16 protein-coding genes are annotated in these 20,544 nt (G+C 62.3%); 2 read left to right on the plus strand and 14 right to left on the minus strand.

Features of this window, described 5'->3' with window-relative positions; genetic code table 11:
• Positions 1-16: 16 nt before the first annotated feature.
• From NY023_RS25540 to hutC, 5 genes are all read right to left on the minus strand, one after another.
• The gene (locus NY023_RS25540) at positions 17-1,420 is read right to left on the minus strand and encodes an amino acid permease (protein ID WP_023663049.1); all 1,404 of its coding nucleotides are present in this window, start codon (positions 1,418-1,420) and stop codon (positions 17-19) included.
• Between the two features lie 157 nt (positions 1,421-1,577).
• A complete protein-coding gene (gene hutH, locus NY023_RS25545; RefSeq protein ID WP_013974560.1) occupies positions 1,578-3,110 on the minus strand; it encodes a histidine ammonia-lyase in 1,533 nt (510 codons plus the stop codon).
• A 107-nt stretch (positions 3,111-3,217) separates the two neighbouring features.
• Positions 3,218-4,891 (minus strand): urocanate hydratase, encoded by a 1,674-nt coding sequence (gene hutU, locus NY023_RS25550; protein WP_013974561.1) that lies wholly within the window; start codon positions 4,889-4,891, stop codon positions 3,218-3,220.
• A gap of 255 nt (positions 4,892-5,146) precedes the next feature.
• On the minus strand, positions 5,147-5,719 hold the full coding sequence (locus NY023_RS25555) for a HutD family protein (protein WP_013974562.1): 573 nt from the start codon (positions 5,717-5,719) through the stop codon (positions 5,147-5,149).
• A complete protein-coding gene (hutC, locus tag NY023_RS25560) occupies positions 5,716-6,426 on the minus strand; it encodes a histidine utilization repressor (RefSeq protein ID WP_013974563.1) in 711 nt (236 codons plus the stop codon). Before hutC ends, NY023_RS25555 begins: the two co-directional genes overlap by 4 nt.
• A 145-nt stretch (positions 6,427-6,571) precedes the next feature.
• Here hutC and NY023_RS25565 point away from each other — a divergent pair, with 145 nt between their 5' ends.
• On the plus strand, positions 6,572-7,936 hold the full coding sequence (locus NY023_RS25565; protein WP_013974564.1) for a formimidoylglutamate deiminase: 1,365 nt from the start codon (positions 6,572-6,574) through the stop codon (positions 7,934-7,936).
• 169 nt (positions 7,937-8,105) lie between these two features.
• On the opposite strand, the gene NY023_RS25570 is transcribed toward NY023_RS25565, so the two are convergent.
• From NY023_RS25570 to NY023_RS25590, 5 genes are all read right to left on the minus strand, one after another.
• Positions 8,106-8,678 (minus strand): lipocalin family protein, encoded by a 573-nt coding sequence (locus tag NY023_RS25570; RefSeq protein ID WP_003259870.1) that lies wholly within the window; start codon positions 8,676-8,678, stop codon positions 8,106-8,108.
• Positions 8,675-8,929: an outer membrane protein assembly factor BamE gene (gene bamE / locus NY023_RS25575; RefSeq protein WP_044047168.1), complete on the minus strand. Its 255-nt coding sequence runs from the start codon at positions 8,927-8,929 to the stop codon at positions 8,675-8,677. Before bamE ends, NY023_RS25570 begins: the two co-directional genes overlap by 4 nt.
• 225 nt (positions 8,930-9,154) lie before the next feature.
• Positions 9,155-9,751, minus strand: coding sequence for a DUF924 family protein (locus NY023_RS25580; RefSeq protein ID WP_013974567.1), 597 nt, complete (start codon positions 9,749-9,751; stop codon positions 9,155-9,157).
• Between the two features lie 3 nt (positions 9,752-9,754).
• Complete coding sequence (locus tag NY023_RS25585) at positions 9,755-10,765, minus strand: class 1 fructose-bisphosphatase (RefSeq protein ID WP_013974568.1); 1,011 nt, start codon at positions 10,763-10,765, stop codon at positions 9,755-9,757.
• Positions 10,766-11,020: 255 nt separating this feature from the next.
• Positions 11,021-13,471, minus strand: a complete 2,451-nt coding sequence (locus NY023_RS25590; protein ID WP_013974569.1) for a glycogen/starch/alpha-glucan phosphorylase — start codon at positions 13,469-13,471, stop codon at positions 11,021-11,023.
• A gap of 184 nt (positions 13,472-13,655) precedes the next feature.
• On the opposite strand from NY023_RS25590, the gene NY023_RS25595 reads away from it, so the two are divergent.
• Complete coding sequence (locus tag NY023_RS25595; RefSeq protein ID WP_003259873.1) at positions 13,656-14,060, plus strand: YkgJ family cysteine cluster protein; 405 nt, start codon at positions 13,656-13,658, stop codon at positions 14,058-14,060.
• A 99-nt stretch (positions 14,061-14,159) separates the two neighbouring features.
• On the opposite strand, the gene NY023_RS25600 is transcribed toward NY023_RS25595, so the two are convergent.
• From NY023_RS25600 to thiI, 4 genes are all read right to left on the minus strand, one after another.
• Positions 14,160-15,113 carry an IS110 family transposase gene (locus tag NY023_RS25600; RefSeq protein ID WP_013970314.1) on the minus strand — a complete coding sequence of 318 codons (954 nt, stop codon included), beginning with the start codon at positions 15,111-15,113 and terminating at the stop codon, positions 14,160-14,162.
• A 270-nt stretch (positions 15,114-15,383) separates the two neighbouring features.
• Positions 15,384-16,808, minus strand: a complete 1,425-nt coding sequence (locus NY023_RS25605; protein ID WP_044047169.1) for a PhoPQ-activated pathogenicity-related family protein — start codon at positions 16,806-16,808, stop codon at positions 15,384-15,386.
• A gap of 191 nt (positions 16,809-16,999) precedes the next feature.
• Positions 17,000-18,820 carry a translational GTPase TypA gene (gene typA / locus NY023_RS25610; protein ID WP_013974573.1) on the minus strand — a complete coding sequence of 607 codons (1,821 nt, stop codon included), beginning with the start codon at positions 18,818-18,820 and terminating at the stop codon, positions 17,000-17,002.
• A 127-nt stretch (positions 18,821-18,947) separates the two neighbouring features.
• Positions 18,948-20,402, minus strand: a complete 1,455-nt coding sequence (gene thiI / locus NY023_RS25615) for a tRNA uracil 4-sulfurtransferase ThiI (RefSeq protein ID WP_013974574.1) — start codon at positions 20,400-20,402, stop codon at positions 18,948-18,950.
• Positions 20,403-20,544: the final 142 nt, after the last annotated feature.

Here is a 20,544-nt window from a genome sequence, read left to right on the forward strand (position 1 = left end):
ACATTGACTCCTGTACTTAGCGGTGCAGCTCGGCCGGTTCCGCTACCGGTTTGCCCTGCCCTGCGCGCGGCTTGCACCACAGCAGGTAGGACGCCACCAGGAACACCACCCAGACCACGCCGACGAGCAGTGCCGCCTGGGTATCCGGGAAGTAACCGAGCACGCCAAAGATGAACACCATGAACGCAATGGCCATGGCCGGGCCGTAAGGCCAGAACGGTACCGGGAACTGTAGCTGGGCCACTTGTTCACGGCTCATGCTGCGGCGCATGGCCACTTGGGTGAGCAGGATCATCAGCCATACCCACACGGTGGCGAAGGTAGCGATCGAGGCGATCAGCAGGAACACGTTCTCCGGGATCAGGTAGTTGAGCAGCACGCCGATCAGCAGCGCAGCACCCATCACCACCACGGTCATCCACGGCACGCCGTGCTTCGACAGCTTGCTGAAGCCGCGCGGCGCGTGGCCTTGCTGGGCCAGGCCGTACATCATGCGGCCGGCGCCGAAGATGTCGCTGTTGATGGCCGAGATCGCGGCGGAAATCACCACGATGTTCAGCACTGCGGCGGCAGAGCCGATGCCCAGGTTACTGAAGATCTGCACGAACGGGCTGCCCTGGCTGCCGATTTGCGGCCATGGGAACAGGCACATCAGCACGAACAGGGTGAGCACGTAGAACAGCAGGATGCGCAGCGGCACGGCGTTGATCGCCTTGGGGATGACCCGCTGCGGGTCCTTGGCCTCACCGGCGGTGACGCCGATGATTTCGATACCGCCGAACGCGAACATCACCACGGCAAAGGAGGCGATCAGGCCACCCACGCCATTGGGCATGAAGCCGCCGTGGTCGAACAGGTTGCTGACACCCACGGCCTGCCCGGTGCCTACCTGGCTGAAGCCGAAGGCCATGATGCCGAGGCCGGCCAGGATCATCGCCACGATGGCGCCGACCTTGAGCAGCGACAGCCAGAATTCCATTTCGCCAAAGACCTTGACGTTGCACAGGTTGAGGCCGCCGATCAGGAAGACGATGCCCAGCACCCAGATCCAGCGGGCCACTTCCGGGAACCAGAAGCCCATGTAGATACCGAAGGCAGTGACGTCGGCGATGGCGACGATGACCATCTCGAAGGCGTAGGTCCAGCCGAGGATGAAGCCGGCCATGGGGCCGAGGTAGGTGCTGGCGTAGTGGCCGAACGAACCGGCGACCGGGTTGTGCACAGCCATTTCGCCGAGGGCGCGCATGACCATGAACACGGCGGCGCCGCCGATCAGGTAGGCCAGCAGCACAGCCGGGCCGGCCATCTGGATGGCCGAGGCGGAACCGTAGAACAGCCCGGTGCCGATGGCGGAACCGAGGGCCATGAAACGGATGTGGCGGGCACTTAGCCCGCGCTTTAGACCTTGAGCTTGTTGCATGTCACGTCCTTAAATTGTTTTTGTGGTCGTGAGATCGAGGGGGGCTGCCTTGCAGCCCAATCGCCGGCAAGCCAGCCCCCACAGAGATGGTGTGTCGCATCTCCATCTGTGGGAGCCGGCTTGCCGGCAATGAGCCGCACAGCGGCCCCTGGGGGCATTACAGGCTTGGCAGCACACCAGCCGGCAGCAGGCCGGTCAGGCGACCCTTGGCCAACAGTTCCACGGCCTTTTCGATGTCGGGCGCGAAGAAACGGTCACGGTCGTAGTGCGGCACTTCGCTGCGCAGCGCCTGGCGCGCCTGCTCCAGCTTGGCCGAGGTCTTCAGGCCCTTGCGCAGGTCCAGGCCCTGGCAGGCGCCCAGCCATTCGATGGCCAGCACGCCACGGGTGTTTTCGGCCATTTCCCACAGGCGCTTGCCGGCAGCCGGGGCCATCGACACGTGGTCTTCCTGGTTGGCCGAGGTCGGCAGGCTGTCGACGCTGTGCGGATGCGACAGGGCCTTGTTCTCGCTGGCCAGGGCAGCAGCGGTGACCTGGGCGATCATGAAGCCCGAGTTGACCCCGCCGTTTTCCACCAGGAACGGCGGCAGCTGGGACATGTGCTTGTCCATCATCAGCGAGATACGGCGCTCGCTGAGCGAACCGATTTCAGCGATGGCCAGGGCGATGTTGTCGGCGGCCATGGCCACCGGCTCGGCGTGGAAGTTACCGCCGGAAATCACGTCACCTTCGGCAGCGAACACCAGCGGGTTGTCCGACACGGCGTTGGCTTCGATGCCCAGTACCTCGGCGGCCTGGCGCAGCTGGGTCAGGCAGGCGCCCATGACCTGCGGCTGGCAGCGCAGCGAGTACGGGTCCTGAACCTTGTCGCAGTTCTTGTGCGACAGCGACACTTCGCTGGAGTCGCCCAGCAGGTCACGGAAGCAGGCAGCGGTGTCGATCTGGCCGCGCTGGCCACGCACTTCGTGGATGCGCGCATCGAACGGCGAGCGCGAGCCCAGTGCGGCTTCGACGCTCAGGCCGCCGCAGGCGATGGCAGCGGCGTACAGGTCTTCACCCTGGAACAGGCCACGCAGGGCATAGGCGGTGGACGCCTGGGTGCCGTTGAGCAGGGCCAGGCCCTCCTTGGCGGCCAGGGTCAGCGGCTCGAGGCCGGCCACGGCCAGGGCTTCGGTGGCTGGCAGCCACTGGCCCTTGTAGCGGGCCTTGCCTTCACCCAGCAGCACCAGCGACATGTGCGCCAGCGGGGCGAGGTCGCCGGAGGCGCCCACCGAACCCTTCAGCGGGATGTGCGGGTAGACTTCGGCGTTGACCAGGGCGATCAGCGCGTCGATGACCTTGCGACGGATGCCGGAGAAGCCACGGCTGAGGCTGTTGATCTTCAGCACCATGATCAGCCGCACCAGGTCGTCATCCAGCGGCGCGCCGACACCGGCGGCGTGGGACAGCACCAGCGAGCGCTGCAGGTTTTCCAGGTCGTGGCTGGCGATGCGGGTCGAGGCCAGCAGGCCGAAACCGGTGTTGATGCCGTAGGCGGTACGGTCTTCGGCAAGGATCTGCTCGACGCAGGCAACGCTGGCGTCGATGGCCGGCGCGGCGCTGGCGTCCAGTTGCAGGCGCACAGGCGCGGCATGGATGGCGCGCAGCTGGGCCAGGGTCAGGGTGCCGGGCTTGAGGGTCAATTCGGTCACTTCACTACTCCAATCGCGTGGAGCCGCAGGCCCGTTTGTGAGTGCCTGCGTGCTCCTTCTTGTTGTTCAGTATTACCCCTTGTGGGGTGCGATCCAAAGCGTGGCGATCAGCCAGTGATCATCGGCAGGTCCAGACCCTGCTCCTTGGCGCACTCGATGGCGATGTCGTAACCGGCATCGGCATGACGCATCACACCGGTCCCTGGGTCGTTGGTCAGCACGCGAGCGATACGCTCGGCGGCTTCATCGGTACCGTCGCAGACGATGACCATGCCAGAGTGCTGGGAGAAGCCCATGCCCACGCCACCACCGTGGTGCAGCGAAACCCAGGTAGCACCGCCGGCGGTGTTCAGCAGGGCGTTGAGCAGCGGCCAGTCGGAGACAGCGTCGGAACCGTCGCGCATGGCTTCGGTTTCACGGTTGGGGCTGGACACCGAACCGGAGTCCAGGTGGTCACGGCCGATCACGATCGGTGCCGACAGCTCGCCGCTGCGTACCATTTCGTTGAACGCCAGGCCCAGCTTGGCGCGCAGGCCCAGGCCAACCCAGCAGATACGTGCCGGCAGGCCCTGGAAGCTGATGCGCTCGCGGGCCATGTCCAGCCAGCGGTGCAGGTGGGCGTCGTCGGGGATCAGTTCCTTGACCTTGGCGTCGGTCTTGTAGATGTCTTCGGCATCACCGGACAGCGCCGCCCAGCGGAACGGGCCGATGCCACGGCAGAACAGCGGGCGGATGTAGGCCGGCACGAAGCCCGGGAAGTCGAAGGCATTGGCCACGCCTTCTTCCTTGGCCATCTGGCGGATGTTGTTGCCATAGTCGAAGGTCGGAACACCCTGCTTCTGGAAATCGAGCATGGCTTGCACGTGCACGGCCATCGACTGCTTGGCGGCCTTGACCACTGCAGCCGGCTCGGTCTGCGCACGGTCGCGGTACTGTTCCCAGGTCCAGCCGGCTGGCAGGTAACCGTTCAGCGGGTCGTGGGCGCTGGTCTGGTCGGTGACCATGTCCGGGCGCACGCCACGCTTGACCAGCTCTGGCAGGATTTCAGCAGCGTTGCCGTGCAGGGCGATGGAGATGGCCTTGCCTTCGGCGGTGTACTTGGCAATGCGTGCCAAGGCGTCGTCGAGGTCAGTGGCCTGCTCGTCGACGTAGCGGGTTTCCAGACGGAAGTCGATGCGGCTCTGCTGGCATTCGATGTTCAGCGAGCAGGCACCGGCCAGGGTGGCGGCCAGTGGCTGGGCACCGCCCATGCCGCCCAGGCCGGCGGTCAGTACCCACTTGCCTTTCAGGCTGCCGCCGTAATGCTGGCGGCCGGCTTCGACGAAGGTTTCGTAGGTGCCCTGGACGATGCCCTGGCTGCCGATGTAGATCCAGCTGCCGGCGGTCATCTGGCCGTACATGGCCAGGCCCTTGGCGTCCAGTTCGTTGAAGTGCTCCCAGTTGGCCCAGTGCGGCACCAGGTTGGAGTTGGCGATCAGTACGCGCGGGGCGTTGCTGTGGGTCTTGAACACGCCGACCGGCTTGCCCGACTGCACCAGCAGGGTTTCGTCGTCTTCCAGGCGGGTCAGGGTCTCGACGATCTTGTCGTAGCACGCCCAGTTACGGGCAGCGCGGCCGATACCGCCGTACACCACCAGTTCTTTCGGGTTTTCCGCGACCTGTGGATCGAGGTTGTTCATCAGCATGCGCAGTGGCGCTTCGGTCAGCCAGCTTTTGGCAGTCAGCTTGTTGCCACGTGGGGCACGGATTTCAACGTCACGGTATTTGTTGTTGTCGGTCACGGGAAAGGTCCTCTGCGGTCGTCCGCGGGCGGGTATGTCGTGGTAGATATACAAACACACCTTTACTTGTATGTACAAGCATGGACAACCAAAATAATTGGACTTTTCCGCTGAGCGGCAAAAGAAATGGGGCCGCTGCGCGGCCCTTCGCGGGCTTGCCCGCTCCCACAGAGAGCTCCACTGCCTTCAAGGCGTGCGCTGTACCTGTGGGAGCGGGCAAGCCCGCGAAGGGCTGCGCAGCAGCCCCCGGCTATCTCAACGTGAAACGAGTTCGATCAGGCAGAACCGCCCCTGCACATCCAACCCCAGCAACTGGTCATTGCCCTCCAGCCGCAGGCAGTCATACAACCCCAACCGCTGCGTCTCGCGCCCGGCAATGCCAACCTCGACCTGGCTGCTGGCAGCGAACAGCAACACTGTCGACGCCGAACTGTACAAGCGGCTGGTGCCATCGAACCACTGCAACCGCGCCCGGTAGCGCTGCGGTGCGTAGATCAGGTTGAAATCGCGGATCGCCCCGCCCAGCAGCTTGCAGCTGACCTGACTCTCGCCACTGAAGGCGAAGGCATCGAACGGCAGCAACGGCCTGCTGGCCTGGCCGTCGACCAGCAGGCGCATGCCGTCACCCTGCAGCACGGTGATGATCCGCTGGTAGCCGGCGAAGGTGGAAAACCCGCCGGACTCCTCAATATCGGCAATCGACAAGCGCCAGCCAAAGCCGTCCAGGCCTTCGCCACTGTCGCGGGTAATCTCTTCGGTGAAACCGCCACCGTTCTTCCACGGCATGCGCGGGTAGCCCTGCGCACGCAACAACTGCAGCTGACTCATTTACTGAAACGTCCTTCCAGGCGATGACGGGAACCGGGGTGGATCAGCCGCGCGGCGGTCACCGGCTGGCGGCCGGACCAGGTGCGACGGCGGATCAGCAGGCAGGGCTCGCCCCGCTCGATCTGCAACAGGCGGCATTCTTCCGGCTCGGCCAGGATTGCCTCGACCACGTGCTCACCCTCGGTCAGCGGCGCCACCTGCGACAGGTAGGCGTAAGGCGTCTGCCGGGTGAAGTCCTGCTTGAGGTAATCGGGGGCGATCGCCGCATTGACGTAGCGGTCCTCGATCTGCACCGGCACGCCGTTCTCGAAATGCACGATCAGCGAGTGGAACACCCGTTGGCCTTCGCGCATGTCCAGGGCCAGGGCCCGCTCGGAACCAGCCGTTTCCTCGGTGAGGGTGATCACCTGGCAGCTATGCTGGTGGCCACGCGCGGCAATTTCGTCGGCGATGTTGTTGACCTCGAACAACGCCGAACGCCCCTTGGGCTCGGCCACGAAGGTACCGACCCCTTGCATGCGCACCAGCAGGCCTTCTGCGGTGAGCTCGCGCAGGGCGCGGTTGATGGTCATGCGGCTGAAGCCCAGCTCGCTGACCAGTTCGCTCTCCGAGGGCACCCGGTGATGCGGTGGCCAGCTGCCGTTGTCGATCTGCTGGATGATCATCTGTTTGACCCGGGCGTAAAGCGGAGCCGGGCCCTCGCCCATCTGGGCAACCAGCGCGGAGACAGGAGGTGTCGGCACGGCGTTGGATCCTTGTGCAAATGGAATGAGCGGTAGCTTGCCGCAGTTTACCCGGCAGGCAAACGCCTGTATATGTATATACAAGTTAACAATAACAGGATTTTCACCGATGTCCGCCTACTTCGCCGAACGCGCCCTGCTACCCACGGGCTGGGCCAGCCATGTTCGCATCGAGGTCACCAGTGATGGCCATGTGGCCCGCATCGAACCAGGTGCCTCGGCCGAAGGCGCCGAGCGGCTGGCCGGCCCGCTGCTGCCCGGCATGCCCAACCTGCACTCGCATGCCTTCCAGCGCGCCATGGCAGGGCTGGCAGAAGTCGCCGGCAACCCCAACGACAGTTTCTGGACCTGGCGCGACCTGATGTATCGCCTGGTCGGCCAGATCAGTCCAGAGCAGCTGCAGGTCATCGCCCGCCAGCTGTACATCGAAATGCTCAAGGCCGGCTATACCTCGGTCGCCGAGTTCCACTACGTGCACCATGACCAGGCCGGCAGGGCCTACGCCGATCCGGCCGAACTGTCCCACCGCATCAGCGCGGCTGCAGCCGACAGCGGCATTGGCCTGACCTTGCTGCCGGTGCTTTACAGCCACGCAGGCTTCGGCGGCCAAGCCCCGAATGACGGGCAACGGCGCTTCATAAATTCCACTGAACAGTACCTGCAACTACAAGCGCAGCTGGCCCCGCTGCTGGCCGCGCAACCCGCGCAGCAACTGGGTCTGTGCTTCCATTCGCTGCGCGCGGTGACGCCCGGGCAGATCGCCGAAGTGCTGGCAGCCAGCGACAAACAGTGCCCGGTGCATATCCATATCGCCGAGCAGCAGAAGGAAGTCAACGACTGCCTGGCCTGGAGCGGCCTGCGCCCGTTGCAGTGGCTGTACGAGCATGTAGATGTGGACCCGCGCTGGTGCCTGGTGCACGCAACCCACGCAGAGCCGGATGAAGTCACCGCCATGGCCCGCAGCGGCGCGGTAGCCGGGCTTTGCCTGACCACCGAGGCCAACCTGGGCGACGGGATTTTCCCGGCAGTGGACTACCTGGCACAGGGTGGGCGCATGGGCATTGGTTCGGACAGCCATGTGTCGCTGAGCGTTGTGGAGGAACTGCGCTGGCTGGAATACGGCCAGCGGCTGCGCGACCAGCGGCGTAACCGCCTGTATCGCGGCGACCAGCCGATGGTCGGGCGAGCGCTGTATGACGCTGCCCTGGCGGGCGGTGCGCAGGCGCTGGGGCAGGCGGTCGGGGAACTGGCCGTGGGCAAGCGCGCCGACTGGCTGGTGCTCGATGGGCAGGACCCTTACATCGCCATGGCCGATGGGGATGCGATTCTCAACCGCTGGCTGTTTGCTGGCGGCGATCGGCAGGTGCGGGATGTGATGGTGAATGGGCAGTGGGTGGTGCGCCAGGGGCGGCATGCGCAGGAAGAGCAAAGCGCGCTGGCGTTTGCCGAGGTACTGCGGCAGCTTTTGGGCTGATCTGCCGGCAGTTCTATCGCATTCGCGGGTAAACCCGCTCCCACAGGTGAGGCGCTGAACTCAGATACTGTGCAGTACCTGTGGGAGCGGGTTTACCCGCGAACACCGGCGAAGCCGGTGCCATAAATCGCGGTTGCGGGTAGGCCCACACCCACAACTACTCTGAACCTCAGTGCATCTTGACGATCTGCTGGTCAGACGCGCGCCAGATCAGCCGGCTGGTGTCATAACCCTGCTGCCGGGCCTTGGACATCAGGTTCTCGCGCTCCCAGGCTGGTAGCGTCGGCGTACGCGACAGCAGCCACAAGTGCTTGCGGTCCGGGCTGCCGACCACCGCCGTGCGATAGCGATCATCCACATACAGAATCCAGTACTCGCCCCTCGCCACCCCTGGCACCAGCTTGGTGAACCAGTTGTCGAACTCGACCCACAATTTGTCGGTGTGCCCTGGCTCCTGGATGTTCGCATGCCCTTCGGCGCGCAGCCATTCGTCACCCATGGTGCGGCAGCGGTTGAGCACGCCGAGGCTACCATCGAGTCTGAGGTTGTAGTGCGCTTCGGACTGCTCACAGCCGGTCTGGTAGCGCATTGGCAGGCGCGCCAGTTCGTACCACTTGCCCTGGTAGCGCTTGAGGTCGATGTTGCCCGCGGTCTTCGGCGCCAGCGGGTCGTGCACGGAGCCGGCACAACCGCCCAGCAGCAACGCCAGGCATACCCCCATCAGCAGATACACGCGCCTCATTTGAGACCCTGCCCTGAATACATGAGCACCTTGTCAGCCGCGTACTGCACACTGATGAAGCTCTTCTCGTCCCCCCAGGTGCAGCTGCTCATCCCCAGCGCGCCAGAGCACTCGGTCGGCGTGCCGAGCAGCTGCTCGACCTCGGCCTTGTTCATACCGGCCTTGATCTTGGAATAGTTTTCCTGGTTGATATTGCTGCAGGCAGTCAGGACGACGCACAGCGACAACAGGGCGAGGGAACGCAACGACATGAAGGACACTCCTGGAGAGGGGATACAGGCGAGTGGCCTGCAGTGACCTTCGACGGTAAAAACCCTCCCAGGTTCCCTGCTCCCCCTCCTCTACCCCTACGCCATTGGTCGGATGGCCACTACTGTGCGATTAATCACAAAGCATTACCCCGCACAAACAAAAAGGCCGCCCCGTGCAGGAGGCGGCCTTGCGTCGCGACGGCCTGCGCAGCAGGCCACGAAACCTCAGAACCTGGACCCAGGTTCCAGCAAAAAGTCCATCTCTTCGCTGGTACTCGGCCGCTCCAGCACCAGGTTGCGGTGCGGGAAGCGCCCGAAACGGGCAATTACCCGCTGGTGCTGCTCGGCATAGTCGAGGAAGCCTTCGAACAACCGGCGGTTGGCTTCGGGTTGCTCGTCCAGCAGCACCTGGTAGCGCTCGACGCACAGGTTCTGCCAGTCCAGCACTTCGGCATGTTCCAGAACCAGCAGCACGAACACCCGCTGTATCGGCAGCAGTTGGTAATCCCAGTTCTTCTGCAAACCCTGCATCGCCACCACCTGGGCACGCCGGTCGCCCTCGAAGGCACGCGGCGTGTCGCGGTAGATCATGCGCGGCAACTGGTCCAGCAGGATCAGCAGGCCCAGCCAGCCCTGCGGGCTTTGCTGCCACTCGTCGAGCCCACCCGCCAGGGCATGCTCGACCAGGTCGCCAAACAGCGCATGGGCGTCGGCGTCATGATGCTTGCCGAACCACAGCGTGCTCTTCTCGTCAGCCACGGCCTGGGGACTGGTGCCCCAACCGAACCACCACTCCAGCAACGGCTGCCAAGGTGCGAGCATGACTTACTCCTTGTGGTAGGCGGTGACGCGCTCGACCTCTTCCTTCGAGCCGAGGATTACCGACACACGCTGGTGCAGGCTTTCTGGCTGGATGTCGAGGATGCGATCGTAACCGTTGGTGGAGGCACCGCCGGCCTGTTCGATGATGAAGGACATCGGGTTGGCTTCGTACATCAGGCGCAGCTTGCCCGGCTTGCTCGGTTCGCGAGCGTCACGTGGGTACATGAACAGGCCGCCACGGGTCAGGATGCGGTGTACGTCCGCCACCATCGAGGCGATCCAGCGCATGTTGTAGTTTTTCTTCAGCGGGCCGGTCTCGCCTGCCAGCAGTTCGCCCACGTAACGCTGAACCGGGGCTTCCCAGTGGCGCTGGTTGGACATGTTGATGGCGAATTCTGCGGTAGTTTCCGGCACGCGGATGTTTTCGTGGGTGAGGACGAAGCTGCCCAGTTCGCGGTCCAGGGTGAAGCCCTTGACGCCGTTGCCCAGGGTCAGGATCAGCATGGTCTGCGGGCCGTAGATGGCGTAACCGGCGGCGACCTGCTGGGTGCCTGGTTGCAGGAAGGCTTTTTCGTTCAGGGTTTCGTTCTGGCTCAGGTATTCGTTAGGGCAACGCAGTACCGAGAAGATGGTGCCGACCGAAACGTTGACGTCAATGTTGGACGAGCCGTCCAGCGGGTCGAATACCAGCAGGTAGGCGCCTTTCGGGTACTTGCCCGGGATCTGGTAGGCGTTGTCCATTTCTTCGGAAGCCATGCCGGCCAGGTGGCCGCCCCACTCGTTGGCTTCCAGCAGGATATCGTTGGAAATCACGTCCAGTTTCTTCTGGACTTCGCCCTGCACGTTTTCAGTGCCCATGCTGCCCAGCACGCCACCGAGGGCGCCTTTGGACACGTGATGGCTGATTTCCTTGCACGCACGCGCCACCACTTCGATCAGGAAGCGCAGATCGGCAGGGGTATTGTTGCTGCGGGTCTGCTCAATCAGATAGCGACTCAGGGTAACGCGGGACATGTATGGCTCCGAAAGGATTGGGGGATAAAAACCCCCGCAGTTTACAGGGAGAGTTGCAGGCTAGCGAGTGATGAGACTCGCAACGGCTCTCAGACGGCACAATAGGTCGGTAGTTCAGCGCGCGCCAGGCCGGTGGTCTGGTTGTGGGCCCATTCGCGGGCACGCCCGCTCCCACAGGGACTGCACAAGATTTCCAAGGTTGTGCAAATCCTGGGGGAGCGGGCGTGCCCACGAAGAGGCCGGCACAGGCTTACCTCAATCCAAAGCCTTCCAGATCTCGCTGGCATATTCCCGAATGGTCCGGTCCGAGGAGAACCAGCCCATCCGCGCGGTATTCAGCACCGCCATGCGCCACCATTCCTGCGGCGTGTGCCAAAGCTCCTCGACCCGTCGCTGGGCATCCCAGTAGGCATCGAAATCGGCACACACCAGGAAACGGTCATGAGCTACCAGCCCGTCGATCAGCGCGCTGTAGCGCGACGGGTCGTCCGGTGAGAACACCCCGCTGCGAACAGCCTGCAACACGTCGTTCAGGCGGCTGGACGCGGCAATCGCCGCACTGGCGCCAAAGTCACCGTCGCGCCGCCTGGCCTCCACCTGCTGCGCAGTAAGGCCGAAGATGAACATGTTTTCGGTACCCACCTGCTCGCTCATCTCGACATTGGCACCATCCAGGGTACCGATGGTCAACGCGCCGTTCAGGCCGAACTTCATGTTGCTGGTGCCGGACGCTTCGTAACCGGCGGTGGAGATCTGCTCGGAAAGGTCCGCCGCCGGGATGATGCTTTCAGCCAGACTGACGTTGTAGTTGGGCAGGAACACCACCTTCAGCAGGCCGCGCACGGTGGGGTCGTTGTTCACCACCCGGGCGATGTCGTTGGCCAGCTTGATGATCAGCTTGGCCTGGTGATAGCTGGCCGCGGCCTTGCCGGCGAAGATCTTCACCCGCGGCACCCAGTCGGTACCGGGGTCGTTGCGCATGGCCTGGTACAACGCCACGGTGTGCAGCAGGTTGAGCAACTGGCGCTTGTATTCGTGGATGCGCTTGACCTGCACGTCGAACAACGCCTCGGGGTTCACCGTAACGCCCAGGCGGTCCTGGATGATGCTGGCCAGGGCACGCTTGCTGTGCAGGCGCTGCGCGGCGAACTGTTTGCGGAAACCGCTCTTGTCGGCGAACGGTACCAGATTGGCCAGGCGTCCTTCGGGGTCGTCCAGCAGCTCAGGGCCCAGCGCCTCGATCAGCATCGCGGTCAGCTGCGGGTTGGACTGGTACAGCCAGCGGCGGAAGGTAATGCCGTTGGTCTTGTTGTTGATCCGTTGCGGGTAGAGCTTGTGCAGCTCGGCGAACACCGTGCTTTTCATCAGTTTGCTGTGCAGCGCCGACACACCGTTGACGCTGTGCGAGCCGAGGAACGCCAGGTTGCCCATGCGCACCCGGCGGCCATTGTCTTCCTCGATCAACGACACAGCCCGCAACACGTCGAAGTCGTGCAGGCCTTTCGCCCGCAGCGCGTCGATGTGGTAGGCGTTGATCAGGTAGATGATCTGCATGTGCCGCGGCAGCATGCGTTCCATCAGCGCAACGGGCCAGGTTTCCAGGGCTTCGGGCAGCAAGGTGTGGTTGGTGTAGGCCAGGGTGCCGACGGTCAGCTCCCAGGCGGTATCCCAAGGGATCTCATGCTGGTCGACCAGCAGGCGCATCAGCTCGGCCACGGCGATCGACGGGTGGGTGTCGTTGAGCTGGATGGCCGCCGCATCCGGCAGGTTGAGCAGGTTGTCGTGCATGTTCAGATGGCGGCGCAGCAGGTCCTGCAACGAAGCCGAGACGAAGAAGTATTCCTGGCGCAGGCGCAGTTCCTGGCCCGCCTCGGTGCTGTCGGCCGGGTACAGCACCCGCGAAATGCTTTCGGCCCGTGCCACCTCGGCCACCGCGCCCAGGTGGTCGCCGGCATTGAAGCGTTCCAGGTGCAGCTCTTCCAGCGCCCGCGCACGCCACAGGCGCAGGGTATTGACGCTGGCCCCGCGCCAACCGACCACCGGGGTATCGTAGGCCACCGCCCGCACGGTCTCGCCCGGCCACCACACCTGACGCTGCTGGCCGTGGGTGTCGTGCACCGTTTCGACGCTGCCGCCAAAGCTGATGGGGTAGATCACCTCGGCGCGCTCGAACTCCCAGGGGTTGCCGAAGTCGAGCCAGTTCTCGGTCTGCTCCTGCTGCCAGCCATCGACCATGGCCTGACGGAACAGCCCGTGCTCATAGCGGATGCCATAACCGTGAGCAGCGATGCCCAGGGTCGACATGCTCTCCATGAAGCACGCCGCCAGGCGGCCCAGGCCACCGTTGCCCAGCGCAGCATCGGGCTCGAGCAGGCGAATGCGCTCCAGGTCCACGTTCAGCCCTTCCAATGCGTCGCGGGCAATGTCGAGCAGGCCCAGGTTGCTCAGGCTGTCATACAGCAGCCGGCCGATGAGGAATTCGAGAGAAAGGTAATAGACCCGCTTCTGGCTGCAGCGATACGCCTGGCGGGTGTGGTCCATCCAGTGATCGACCATGTGATCGCGCGCGGCCAGGGCGATGGCCTCGAACCAGTCGTGGTCGAAGGCGTGCTCTGGGTCCTTGCCAACCGCGTAGGTCAGCTTGTCCAGTACAGCGGCGCGAAATTCGGCCACCTCGGCGTCACGAGCTTTGGGTTCCTGGGACATGCGGCATCCTCGGGCAAGTTGACGAAAACGGAGGGAGACTGTTGAGCCTAGACCCTTCGACAGGGAGTGACAGTTAGCGTTCGCAGTTTTCATGCCCACTTTGCGATTCCGGCAAAAGGTTGTTCATAAATTGAACAATTCCGGTATGATCGCGCGCCCCAAGACCGTGATACACCCCATAAAGATGAAAACGACCCTGATCGCCGCAGCCGAAGTCGACCGCCTGGAGACCTGGCAGCGCTACACCAGCAACATGTGCCATGGCTGCCATTCGACCTGCTGCACCCTGCCGGTGGAGGTGAAGATCAAGGATCTGATCCGTATCGGCGTGGTCGACGAGTTCGAGAAAGACGAACCGCCGAAGAACATCGCCAAGCGCCTGCAGAAGGACGGCATCATCGAACGCTTCAACCAGAAGTCGGGGATCTTCACCCTGACCCGGATGAGCAATGATGACTGCCTGTATCTGGATCGTAAAAGCCGGCTGTGCACCATTTATGACAAGCGGCCGGATACCTGCCGCAACCACCCCAAGGTCGGGCCACGGCCGGGGTATTGTGCATACAAGCCCAAGGTGGTCGGGCGCTGATCGCTAGACTTCAAGGGCCTCTTCGCGGGCTTGCCCGCTCCCACAAGGGTCGCGCAAATCATGGGTTCAGCGACACACCTGTGGGAGATTCTATGGTTTTCAGCAAGCCAGTTTCGCGCCTTTAGTGACGTATTCGTCCTGATTTTTCATCAGGGCGAATGCCACCCGCGCGAGCTTTCTTGCCAGGATTACCAACGCTTGGGTTGTTGCTTTACCACTGCTCCGATGCTGTTCGTAAAGCCCTTTCCAGGCTGCCGATCTGCTGGCCGCCATCGCAGCGTTGTGCAATAAGCGACGAATTTCTGAACAACCTCGCTTGGTGAGGCGACGTCGCCCATTCTTCTGTCCGGAATCACTGACTCGTAAATCCATTCCTAGGAATGCAATGTACGAGTCACTGCTTTTGAACTCGCCCCTTGTAAAAGCCATCACCAATGCTGCGGCGGTGAGAAAACCAATGCCCTCTACTGCCTGGCAGCGAGCGACTTGTTCCTGCAGCCCAGCGTCTCGCAGTACTTCTTTAATCTTCTTTTGAATCAACTGATCCAGCCGATCTATCGACTTCACAAAAGTTTCGAAGGCGGCTTTCAAAAGGCTTTCGTTAGCCCAGCTCTGAGTCATTGCAGTACGAGCAGTCACCAAGGCGGCTCTGCGTCGCAAGAGGCTCTGAAGCTTGCCGTAGACAGCGGGAGGCGGGCTCCAAGGGCGAAGGTCCTCGCCTTCATTTTTTAAAAAACGGGACAGCAACCGAGCATCGGAGGGGTCGGTTTTAACCCGTCCCCCAACACTCTTCCGGTAGTTGCTCAATTGAAAACCATCGATGACATAGACCTCGAAGCCTAGGCTGTGGGCCAATTCAACCAGGTCCAAGTGATAGACGTTGGTCGCCTCAACAGCGATAGCGGTGTTGAGGGGTTGTTGCTTGAGCCACCTTCTGATCTCGAGTTTGGAGTTTTTGAGCCTGATGATCTCGTCGCGATCATCGTGGTGGATAACCAGCTCAGCTTTCGCGACATCCGCACCCACGATCAACTTACCTACCTGCATTGCCATGGGCCGCTCCTCACGTTATGGTTTTTCGGCTTGAAGGGGTTTCACCAAGAGGCGCTGGCTTGTTTCTATCGTCGCTTGCAAACGATGCATTCTTTATCGGCGCTTTGGTGGAAGGGGTGGGGCGATGTCTCCCACGGTCTGTACTGCTGTGAACAGTCAGAATCGGGCATTTAGTCCCACCACCCCTTCAAGTCTAACCATACAAGCGGGCAAGCCCGCGAAGGGCCGCAAAGCGGCCACTGCTGGCCAATTATGTGCCAAGCCAGAATTCTACTTTCCGCCAGAGGGAAAGCTCCTGCACGCACCACCCTGCTCCGCCGGTGGATGTTCGGGATAGGTCTGCGGCAGCACGCTGACCGGGCTGGTCGCGATAAAGCCATCAGCAAACTTCGCTTCGACGAACTGCGCCTGCCATCCCACCGCCGGCGGCGTGCGCTGCAGGGTGAAACTCTGCATGGGAGCGAGCGTCTCGGATTGGTAGCGCACCCCGCAGGCAAAACGGAAGTCGCGGTCCTGGCTGTTACTCGCCGTCCAGACCTTAACCGCCACTGGCGGCTCGGAGAATTCGACGCTCATCTGCCCGCCTTGCCCGTTCGGCGACACCTGCACGCTTGGCAGAGGGGCCCCATCGCGCAAGCGCGACACCGCAGGTACCAAGGTACTGACTATCGCTTGACGCACCCCGCCATGGTCGGAGTTCGGCAATACCCTGAGGCTGGTCTGACCCGGCAGGCGCTGCTGATAATCGGTGACCGGGTCAGGGGCGAAGAAATCGTCACCACTGGCGGACACCAGGTACTTGGGAATGGCCAGACGCTGCCTTTTCTCGTTCAGGTACTGCATCGGGTCCATCATCGCCATCAGCCGCTCGAATGCCGGGGTACCCAGCTGCTGCAGGACACCAGCCTGCTGGTAGGAACCCAGCGCCAAGGGCCAGTGACCACCATAACGCTTGCGCAATCCGGCCAGCATGTCCGAAGTATCCGCGACGTCGATCACACTGGGCACGATGGCCATCACCCGCTCATCGGCCAATGCCGTGAGCCATGCGCTCCAGCCGCGCTTGGAGGCACCCGTGATAATGAAGCGGTCCACCGTGAGCCCTTGCCCTGCCAGCTCTTGCTCGGCCAGATCCATCGCCCGGCTTGCCGCCGCGGCCATCGGCACGTGCAGTGGCAATTCCGGCGCGGCGCCGCGAAGCGCATGAGCCCAGGTATGGGCCACGGCGTCATCCTCGCGCAAGGGCTTCTCGTTATCGTTGAAGGTCACATACTGATTGGGCACATCGCTGATCATGACCACGGCCATCCGCGCCTTGAGGGCGACCTCGCGCAATGCCTCGCGGGTATAGTCCGGGGTTTGCGCCGGTCCGAACCGTACACCGTTGTTCACCACCAGCAAGGCTTTGCCGGGCACGGCATTGTGCGGGATATGCAGCTCGACATCATGCTCCCAGCGGCGCGGCTCAACCACCGGCGCTGGCTCCCAAACCTGCGAAACCATCTGCAAGCGACGGAACGCATACCCAGGCTCGGAGGCTTGCTCGAGCAATACGGCTTCCAAGGGTGCCTGACGCACCTTGCCAATATGGCACTGGACAACATCCTGCGGACGCAGGCTGGCACAATCCTGCAGGGTGCAAGCCTGCAAGCCAGCCATCAGGCAGGGGATGGCCAGCGCTAAACGGTAATTCATGTGCATGCTTCCTGCTTCGAGAAAGCACTTCACGCTAGGCATCACAACAAGCGCGCACAAGTCGCAAAAGGCCGTGAAAGATGCCACCTACATCAGCTTGAGATATCACCTACAAAAACCTGCGTCAGACAAACAAAAACGCCCCCGGCCTTTCGACCGGGGGCGTTTTCGTTTCAGCTCAAGCTAGACGATCAAGCCTTGGCTTTCTTGGCAGCGCGGGTACGCTCGCCTTCGTCCAGGATCTTCTTGCGCAGGCGGATCGACTTCGGAGTCACTTCGCACAGCTCGTCGTCCTGGATGAATTCCAGGGCCTGTTCCAGGGTGTGGCGAACCGGCGGTACCAGGGCGATGACTTCGTCTTTGCCCGAAGCACGCATGTTGTCGAGCTTCTTGCCTTTGGTCGGGTTCACGCCCAGGTCGTTGTCACGGCTGTTCAGGCCGATGATCTGACCGTTGTAGATGTCCTGGCCGTGCTCGATGAACAGCTTGCCGCGAGCCTGCAGGGTTTCCAGCGAGTAGGTCAGCGCCTTGCCGGTCTCGATCGAAACCAGTACACCGTTCAGGCGACCGGACATCTGGCCGGCTTTCATGGTGTCGTAGCGATCGAAGATCGAGGTCAGGATGCCGGCACCGTTGGTCAGAGTCAGGAACTGGTTACGGAAACCGATCAGACCACGAGCAGGTACGTTGTACTCCAGACGTACACGGCCTTTGCCATCCGGCGCCATGTTGGTCAGGTCGCCCTTACGCAGGCCCATTTCTTCCATGACCTTGCCCTGGGATTCTTCAGGGATGTCGATGGTGACGTTCTCGAACGGCTCCTGCTTCACGCCGTTGACTTCGCGGATGATCACTTCAGGGCGGCCTACAGCCATCTCGAAGCCTTCACGACGCATGGTTTCGATCAGAACCGACAGGTGCAGCTCACCACGGCCGGAAACCTTGAACTTGTCAGCCGAGTCGCCTTCTTCAACGCGCAGTGCAACGTTGTACAGCAGCTCTTTGTCCAGACGTTCCTTGATGTTACGGCTGGTGACGAACTTGCCTTCCTTGCCGCAGAACGGCGAGTCGTTGACCTGGAAGGTCATCGAAACGGTCGGCTCGTCAACGGTCAGTGGCTTCATCGCCTCGACGTGGTTCATGTCGCACAGGGTGTCGGAGATGAACAGCTCGTCGAAACCGCTGATGCAGACGATGTCGCCAGCCTGGGCTTCTTCAACGTCGACGCGGTGCAGGCCGTGGTGGCCCATCAGCTTGAGGATACGGCCGTTACGCTTCTTGCCTTCGGTGTCGATGGCAACAACCGGGGTGTTCGGCTTGATACGACCACGGGCGATACGGCCAACGCCGATAACACCGAGGAAGCTGTTGTAGTCCAGAGCGGAGATCTGCATCTGGAACGGGCCATCGACGTCAACGTTCGGCGCCGGTACGTTGTCGACGATCGACTGGTACAGCGGGGTCATGTCTTCGGCCATGTCGGTGTGGTCCAGACCGGCGATGCCGTTCAGGGCCGAAGCGTAGACAACCTGGAAGTCCAGCTGATCATCGGTGGCACCGAGGTTGTCGAACAGGTCGAAGATCTGGTCCAGAACCCAGTCAGGACGCGCGCCCGGGCGGTCAACCTTGTTGATCACGACGATCGGCTTCAGGCCAGCTTCGAAAGCCTTCTTGGTCACGAAGCGGGTTTGTGGCATCGGACCGTCCTGGGCATCGACCAGCAGCAGCACGGAGTCGACCATCGACATTACACGCTCAACCTCGCCACCGAAGTCGGCGTGGCCGGGGGTGTCGACGATGTTGATGTGGTAGCCGTTCCAGTTGATGGCGGTGTTTTTCGCCAGGATGGTAATGCCGCGCTCTTTTTCCTGGTCGTTGGAGTCCATCACGCGCTCGTCGTTGAGCTCGTTACGCTCCAGGGTGCCGGACTGGCGCAGGAGTTTGTCGACCAGGGTGGTTTTACCATGGTCAACGTGGGCGATGATGGCGATGTTACGCAGATTTTCGATCACAACTGTATCTCGATCAGAGGATTCGGTTGCCGCCAGTGTAGGCGGCGAATATGTATGGTTTGAGGCTCAGCGGGCCCGGTGGTCGGGAGGGCGATGGCGGATGCTGCCGCCATACAGCCCTGGCGTCTTATGCCGGACGATAAACACGCACATTGGCATGTCCCTCACTGAGCAGGTGGTGTGCGTGCAGACGGCTCATCACACCTTTGTCGCAATACAGCAAGTACTGGCGGTTGGCATCCAGCTGCTTGAACTTGCTGTTGATGGCATAGAACGGCATGGCCTGGACTTCGATACCGTCCAGCACCAGAGGTTCGTCTTCCTGGGCATCGGGGTGACGAATGTCGATGACGATCTGGCCGGGCAGCGCCTCGGTCACTTCCTCGATTTCGATGTCCTTGCCCAGTTCGTCGATCACATGGTCGATGGAGATCAACCGGGCGCGTTCCAGGGCGCGCTCCAGCACGGCCATGTCGAACTGCTTCTCTTCATGCTCCATGCGGTGGCGCTTGGCGTGGGTGGTCGGGTTTACCGAGATCACGCCGCAGTATTCTGGCATGTGCTTGGCGAAGTCGGCAGTGCCGATCGCGTAGGCCTGGTCGATGATGTCCTGCTTGTGGCTGGCCAGCAGGGGGCGCAGCACCAGCTTGTCGGTGGCCGAGTCGATGATCGACAGGTTCGGCAAGGTCTGGCTGGACACCTGGGAAATCGCTTCGCCGGTGACCAGGGCATCGATCTCCAGGCGGTCGGCCATGTGCGCGGCACCACGCAGCATCATGCGCTTCAGCGTCACACCCATGTAGCTGTTGTCGACCTTGTTCAGAATCTCGCCGACCACTTCCTCGAACGGCACGCTGATGAACAGCACGCGCTGGCTGCTGCCGAACTTCTTCCACAGGTAGTGAGCCACTTCCATCACGCCCAGCTCGTGGGCACGGCCACCGAGGTTGAAGAAGCAGAAGTGGGTCATCAGGCCGCGGCGCATCATCTGATAAGCCGCCACGGTGGAGTCGAAGCCACCGGACATCAGTACCAGTGTCTGCTCCAGGGCGCCCAGCGGGTAGCCGCCGATGCCCTGGTGCTGGTTATGGATCACGTACAGGCGCTGGTCGCGGATTTCGATGCGCACCAGGACTTCCGGGTTCTTCAGCTCGATGCCGGCGGCGCCGCACTGCTGGCGCAGCTGGCTGCCGACGTAACGGTCGACGTCCATAGAGGTGAAGTCGTGGTGACCACCGCGCTTGCAGCGCACGGCGAAGTGCTTACCGGCCAGCAGGTGGCCGAAGTGCTGCTTGCACTTGGCGACGATGTCATCGAAGTCGCCGAGCGGGTATTCCTCTACCTGCAGGAAGTGGGTGATACCCGGGGTGCAGGTGAGGCGCTCGATCATCTCGCGCTGGACCTTTTCGTCTTCGACGCGGGTGACCACTTCGAGATTGTCCCAGACACCATCGACCACGAGCTCAGGATCGAGGTCCTTGAGCACGTTGCGGATGTTCTTGCCGAGCTGGCGGATGAAGCGCTTGCGCACCGGCCGGCTCTTGATGGTGATTTCTGGGAAGACTTTGACGATAAGTTTCATTGGTTAACAGCGCGCGCAGGGCCTGCCGAAAATGAGGGGCGCGAATTATAGCGGAAATTGCTCAGGATTTGACCAACTTTTGTACAGAAGGTCGGATTTATATTGCCTGCACCGGCCTCATCGCCGGCAAGCCAGCTCCCAC

The organism is Pseudomonas sp. NBB (genome assembly GCF_032701105.1).
Lineage (GTDB): Bacteria > Pseudomonadota > Gammaproteobacteria > Pseudomonadales > Pseudomonadaceae > Aquipseudomonas > Aquipseudomonas asiatica.